General features: G+C 36.7%; 6 protein-coding genes. 5 read left to right on the top strand and 1 reads right to left on the bottom strand.

Going from position 1 to position 6735, the window contains the following annotated elements; translation table 11 throughout:
* The first annotated feature begins 17 nt into the window (after nucleotides 1-17).
* The 4 genes from secG to HMPREF1495_RS03750 all read left to right on the top strand — a co-directional run bounded on the left by secG (nucleotide 18) and on the right by HMPREF1495_RS03750 (nucleotide 3242).
* Nucleotides 18-248, top strand: coding sequence for a preprotein translocase subunit SecG (gene secG / locus HMPREF1495_RS03765; RefSeq protein ID WP_034212181.1), 231 nt, complete (start codon nucleotides 18-20; stop codon nucleotides 246-248).
* 43 nt (nucleotides 249-291) lie between these two features.
* Nucleotides 292-2433, top strand: coding sequence for a ribonuclease R (gene rnr / locus HMPREF1495_RS03760; RefSeq protein WP_034212179.1), 2142 nt, complete (start codon nucleotides 292-294; stop codon nucleotides 2431-2433).
* Nucleotides 2417-2878, top strand: a complete 462-nt coding sequence (gene smpB / locus HMPREF1495_RS03755; protein WP_007591038.1) for an SsrA-binding protein SmpB — start codon at nucleotides 2417-2419, stop codon at nucleotides 2876-2878. Before rnr ends, smpB begins: the two co-directional genes overlap by 17 nt.
* 82 nt (nucleotides 2879-2960) lie before the next feature.
* A complete protein-coding gene (locus tag HMPREF1495_RS03750) occupies nucleotides 2961-3242 on the top strand; it encodes a LysM peptidoglycan-binding domain-containing protein (RefSeq protein ID WP_034212177.1) in 282 nt (93 codons plus the stop codon).
* A gap of 27 nt (nucleotides 3243-3269) precedes the next feature.
* Here HMPREF1495_RS03750 and HMPREF1495_RS03745 read toward each other — a convergent pair whose 3' ends face one another.
* Nucleotides 3270-4325, bottom strand: a complete 1056-nt coding sequence (locus HMPREF1495_RS03745) for a tyrosine-type recombinase/integrase (protein WP_034212175.1) — start codon at nucleotides 4323-4325, stop codon at nucleotides 3270-3272.
* A gap of 224 nt (nucleotides 4326-4549) precedes the next feature.
* On the opposite strand from HMPREF1495_RS03745, the gene eno reads away from it, so the two are divergent.
* The gene (gene eno, locus HMPREF1495_RS03740) at nucleotides 4550-5848 is read left to right on the top strand and encodes a phosphopyruvate hydratase (RefSeq protein WP_007591041.1); all 1299 of its coding nucleotides are present in this window, start codon (nucleotides 4550-4552) and stop codon (nucleotides 5846-5848) included.
* Nucleotides 5849-6735: the final 887 nt, after the last annotated feature.

Genomic DNA, 6735 nt, shown 5'->3' with positions numbered 1-6735 from the left:
GGAGTGTAAATATGTTAATGTTAAACAGGATTATTTCAATAATATTTATTTTAGTATGCGTTTTCCTGACTGCAGTAGTATTATTTCAGGAAGGAAATGAGCAGGGACTTGGTTCAATAGGCGGTATTGCCGATACATATTGGGGTAAGAACAGAGGCCGTTCAGTTGAAGGCTTGCTTGAGAAGCTTACAAAGGTTGCTGCGGCATTATTTTTGATTTTATCATTAGTTTTAAATATTGTTAAATAACAAAAAGCACTCAAAAGAGTGCTTTTTATTTATAAAGGTTTATATGGATAAGAATTTAGAAAAAAGAAAAAAGATAGTGATGGACTTTATAGAAAGTCCTCTGTACATGCCTATGAAGGCAAAAGAACTGGCGGTTTTTTTCAATATTGATAAAGAAAGAAGACCTGAGCTTGATGAAGTTTTGAAAGAGCTGCTGCTGGAAGGCAGACTTGAAATAAGCAAAAGAGGTAAGTACAAAAAGCCTGAGAATAAGTTTTTAATCGGTGAATTTATGGCAAATCCCAAGGGATTCGGTTTTGTAAGAGTGGAAGGAAGAGATTCGGATATATTTATTCCTGCCGATTATACAGCAAATGCCATGAACGGTGATCAGGTAAAAGTTGTTATAGATGTTGAAAGCGGTGAAAAAAGAGCTGAAGGACATATCATAGGTATAGAAAAGCATGCCAATATTCAAATGGTAGGCTATTACAAGAAGAATAATAAATTCGGTTTTGTATTGCCTGACGACACAAAGATTTTAAAAGATATTTATATTCCTGCCGCAAGAGATAAGGGGGCAAAGACCGGAGATAAGGTGGTGGTTGAGATCACAGACTTTGGCGGTGATAAGAAAAAACCTGAGGGTAAGGTCATTGAAATTCTCGGTAAAAGCACAGATGCAGGAGTGGATATACTTTCCATAGTCAGAGCTTTCGGACTTCCTGAAAAATTTAATGATGATGTGGAAAACGAATTGAAAAAAATCCCAAGTACGGTTCTTGAAAAGGATATAAAGGGCAGACAGGATTTCAGAGATATGATTACCGTTACAATAGACGGTGAGGATGCCAAGGATTTGGATGATGCCATAACACTTGAAAAAAACGGTAATATATGGCATTTGGGAGTTCATATAGCGGACGTTACTCATTATGTAAGAGAGAACACAGCACTTGATAAAGAGGCATTGCACAGAGCTACAAGTGTATATCTGGTGGACAGAGTAATTCCTATGCTTCCAAGAAAGCTGAGTAACGGAATTTGTTCATTGAATCAGGGTGAAGACAGACTTGCACTCTCATGTTTGATGGAGATAGATGAAAAGGGCAATGTAATAGGGCATAATATCTGCGAGAGCGTTATCAATGTAAATGAAAGAATGACATATACTGCGGTTAATGAAATTATTACAGATTCAAATGAGGAGACAAAGAAAAAGTACAGCGACTATATAGAGCTTTTTAATAATTTCAAACTGGTGTCCGAACTTCTAAGAGGTGCAAGAACAAAACGTGGATCCATAGATTTTGATTTGCCTGAGAGTAAAGTTATACTTGATAAAAACGGTAAGGCTGTAGACATTAAGCCGTATGAGAGAAATTCCGCTACAAAGCTGATAGAGGATTTCATGCTTGCCGCAAATGAGACTGTGGCGGAGGATTTTTTCTGGCAGGATTTGCCTTTCCTGTATCGAGTTCATGAAAATCCGGATCCCGAAAAGATAAAGAGTCTGGCAATATTTATAAATAACTTCGGCTTTACACTCAGAAGGAAAAATGATGAAGTATCTCCGAAGGAACTTCAAAAGCTTCTGGCAAGCATTGAAGGAAGTGATGCCGAGGCCATTATATCAAGGATTGCACTAAGAAGCATGAAGCAGGCCAGGTATGATACATCATGTATAGGACATTTCGGTCTGGCTGCAAAGTATTATACCCATTTTACTTCACCTATAAGAAGGTATCCGGATCTGCAGATACATAGGATAATAAAAGAGAATATAAAAAACGGACTTTCCGAAAGACGAACAGAGCATTACAGGGCTATTTTAGACGGCGTGGCTTTACAATCATCACAGATGGAAAGAAGAGCCGAGGAAGCCGAAAGAGAGACTGTAAAATATAAAAAATGCGAATATATGCTTGAGCATATGGGTGAGGAATTTGACGGCATTATAAGCGGTGTGACAAGCTTCGGTATATTTGTAGAGCTTGAGAATACTGTGGAAGGATTTGTAAAGATGTCCGACTTGGAAGGTGACTACTTCGTCTATAATGAAGCCGGATATGAACTTGTGGGAGAAATTACAAAAAAGAAATTTGTTTTAGGTCAAAAGGTAAGAGTAAAAGTCTATGATATAGACAGACTTGCAAAGAGAATTGACTTTAAACTTGTAAAGGAGAGAGATGGCAGAGGGGATTAAGATAATAGCAAATAATAAAAAGGCATATTTTGATTATTTCATCCTGGAAAACTATGAAACAGGTATTGAGCTGTTCGGAACGGAGGTAAAGTCTGTAAGAATGGGGCATGTTTCAATAAAGGAGTCATGGATAAGAATCGAACGCGGTGAAGTCTTCATCATGGGAATGCATATCAATCCTTATGAAAAGGGCAATATATTCAATAAAGATCCTTTGAGAGTAAGAAAGCTCTTGATGCATAAGAAAGAGATATTAAAGCTTGATTCAAAGCTTAATGAAAAGGGCTTAACCATAGTACCTTTAAAGGTGTATTTAAAGGGAAGCCTTGTAAAGGTTGAAATAGGTTTGGCAAGGGGAAAGAAAAACTATGATAAGAGAGAGACCCTCGCCAAAAAGACACAGCAAAGGGAAATAGAAAAAGCAATGAAGAGGAGCATGAGGTAGAAACGTATGTTCGATTTTTCTCTTGACAAACATATGTTCTTGTTGTAGACTTACTACATAGAACAAATGTTTGGAGGAGAATATGAGAAAAGTATTTTTAGCATTCATTTTTACATTGTTTTTAATAAGTTTTTTACTGGGCAGGACGAATACTACAAGAGCCGGCATGGATACGGAGAATATAAGATACACATCGGTTAAAGTCGAGTATGGCGACAGCCTTGAGAGTATATCCGAAAAATATAACAATACAGGTATATCTGATGACGAGTATATAGAACAGATTATGGAGATGAACGGAATGGACAGCAATAAGGTACATCCGGGATGCTTTATACTTGTAAGCTATAAGGTCGACAGATAATCCTGAATAAATTGAGGGAGAAATAAATTACTTCTCCCTCAGTTTTACCACATTTCGGGCGCTTCTGCGTCTGTCATCTTCTATAGCCGCATAGTGCTTTTTGGTTGTGTTTACATCACTGTGACCGAGAACATCAGCCACCAGATAGATATCACCTGTTTCCTTATACAGATTTGTGCCATATGTGGAACGAAGCTTATGAGGAGTTATTTTCTTTAAAGGACTGATAATCTTGGCATATTTCTTTACAAGGTTTTCAACACTTCGTACAGACAATCTTTTATTTTGCATTGATAAGAAAAACGCACCTTCATGTCCGCTTTCTTCAAGTATCAAAACCCTTTCGTCATAATAGTTTTGCAATGCTTCTTTTACCTCGTCCGAGAAATATATAGTAACTTCCTTTCCGCCCTTCCTGTGAATTAAAATTCCGTTGTTTTTAAAATCCACATCGGATATATCAAGTCCAACACATTCGGATACTCTTATTCCGGTACCGAGTAATAAGGAGAGCAGTGCAACATCACGTATTTTAGTCTTTCCGTGGTATGCTCTTTGTCTGTCACTGAGTCCTTCTCCTCTTTCCGCTTCATCAATCATCATAGCAACTTCGTCAATATCAAGTCTTATGATCTCCTTTGAGTGTAATTTTGGCAATTGTACTCTTTCCATTATATTTTCGCGTAATTTTTCGGTGCGGTAAAAGTACTTGAACACGCTCTTTAATGTTGAGATTTTTCTTTTTATGGCATTTTCTTTATTTGATATTTTCTTACCGTCCGTGTCACGATATTTTAAATATTCCATATATTCTTCAATATCTGTTACAGTAAGACTTTCAAGTACTGAAATCGGTATTTCGGTCACACTTTTGTATGATTTCTTTATACTTGGATTCTCTTCAAGCAGAAACTGTAAAAATATTTTTATATCATAGGCATAGGCTATTTGAGTTCTTGATTGTGTACGAGGCTCGATTCCTCTAAAAAAGTCTTTAAAAAATGCAGGCAGCTCTGAAAGCATTGTCCTTAGCTTTTTTATATTCTCTATATCGACTTGTTCATTATACTTATAGTCAGGCATAAATTCCCCTTAATATATCTAAAATAGTGAAGTAATCATCGGATTTTACATTTTTGTACCTGATTGCTCGGCACAATATAATCTAATATTTAACAGTATAACAAAATTATATATTTTTATATAGAGTTATCTTGAGATTTATGTTATTATACTATCGTCGCATAGAGTTATAATTTTATCATATAGGTTAAGCGATATATGAGACCAAAAGGAGGTTTTTACCAATGAACTATTTAGAAATTGAGAAGGTTATCGGAAGAGAAATACTTGACTCAAGAGGAAATCCGACAGTTGAGGCTGAGGTTTATCTTGTAGACGGAACAATCGGAAGAGGAACAGCTCCATCAGGTGCATCTACAGGTGAGTTTGAGGCGCTTGAGCTTAGAGACGGTGACAAGTCACGTTACCTCGGAAAGGGTGTTTCAAAGGCTGTTGAGAATATAAATACAACTATCAATGATGTACTTGAAGGTATGGATGCATCAGATATCTATGCTGTAGATAAGGCAATGATCGAGGCTGACGGAACAAAGGATAAGTCAAAGCTCGGTGCTAATGCAATCCTTGCAGTATCAATAGCTTGTGCAAGAGCGGCAGCTATTTCACTTGATATTCCGCTTTACAGATTCCTTGGTGGTGTAAATGCAAACAGACTTCCTGTACCGATGATGAACATCTTAAACGGTGGTGCTCATGCATCAAACAACGTAGACGTTCAGGAGTTTATGATTATGCCTGTAGGAGCTCCAAGCTTCAAAGAGGCTCTTAGATGGTGTGCGGAAGTATTCCACAACCTTGCAGCACTTTTAAAGGCTGAAGGACTTGCTACAAGTGTAGGTGATGAGGGTGGTTTTGCTCCAAACCTTACAGGTGGCGATGAGGAAGCTATCGAGTTCATTCTTAAGGCTGTTGAGAAGGCAGGATATAAGCCGGGCGTTGATTTCATGATCGCTATGGATGCAGCATCAAGTGAGTGGAAGACAGGTACAATCGGAAAGTATAAGCTTCCAAAGGCAGGAACAGAGTTCACATCTGCAGAGCTTGTTGAGCATTGGAAGAAGCTTGTTGAGAAGTATCCTATCATCTCTATCGAGGACGGTCTTGATGAGGAAGATTGGGAAGGATGGAAGCTTCTTACAAAGGAACTTGGCGGAAAAGTTCAGCTTGTAGGTGATGACTTATTCGTTACAAATACTGAGAGACTTAAGAAGGGTATCGACAACGGTTGTGCAAACTCAATTCTTATAAAGCTCAATCAGATCGGTTCAGTTTCTGAGACACTTGAGGCTATAAAGATGGCTCACAAGGCAGGATATACTTCAATTTCTTCACACAGATCAGGTGAGACAGAGGATACAACTATAGCAGACCTTGCTGTAGCTCTTAACACATGTCAGATTAAGACAGGTGCACCTTCAAGATCTGAGAGAGTTGCTAAGTACAATCAGTTACTTAGAATCGAAGAGGAGCTTGGTGAGAGTGCTTGCTACCCGGGTATGGACGCATTCAATGTAAAGAGATAATTTACATATAAATTTGAATAAAACAATATTGCCGGTTTCGGGCTTTGCCCGGAGCCGGTTTTTTGTTGTGCCTTTTTAAAACTTTATTTCTGACGAAAATATTAAGAACAGGACTTAATGAATAAGGATATGGATAAAAGACATGTGTACAATAGCTTGACTATTTGAGTAGATGTATAATACATTGCAAACAATCTTGCTTCTGTTTTAATCACTAAAAATAAGAGCTAAAAAATAAAAAAATATATTCAAATATGCTGTTTAATTTATAAAAACTGAAAAAAGTATTACAGCAAAAGATATAAAAACAAAACGATAATTAAAGATTTGACTTATTTGACAAAACACTAAAATAATAATATTATATGAATATAATATTAACGTAACCTTAAAGCATTAGAGTGTGGAGTGAGATATGCGTGGAATAAACTTATATAGGACATATTATGTCAGATATCCGTGTTGGCATTAAATAACTGACAGGACGGTAACTTGCAAAAATTTTAAAAGGACTGTAGAAAAATTTTCTGAAATATCTATAAGAACAAACAGTATAAAAAACATAATTTAGGTTTTTACAGTAATAACATGATATAAATTTCTTTATACAAAAATTACTTACAAAGATATTTTTTCATATCTTTGCGAGTTGTTTTGTTTGCATAGAGAAAATATATAAATAATTTAACTGGATATAAAGAGACTGATTTAATGCAGATACATTAAACAGTGATATGGGAGTATGCATGTAGAGCATGGTATAGGACCTTATATTCCGGTTGATACACAATCAAGGAGGTGGTTTGATGAAGAAAAAGAGGGTAGTAAGTCAAGCGGGCTTACTGGCGGTTTCCGCTCTTTTCCTTTGGGCAAATCCGTTCACTGCG

It is taken from the genome of Lachnoanaerobaculum sp. MSX33 (assembly GCF_000512995.1).
Classification (GTDB): domain Bacteria; phylum Bacillota; class Clostridia; order Lachnospirales; family Lachnospiraceae; genus Lachnoanaerobaculum.
The sequence above is the reverse complement of the archived record's forward strand: the minus strand, read 5'-3'. Positions and strand labels throughout refer to the sequence as shown.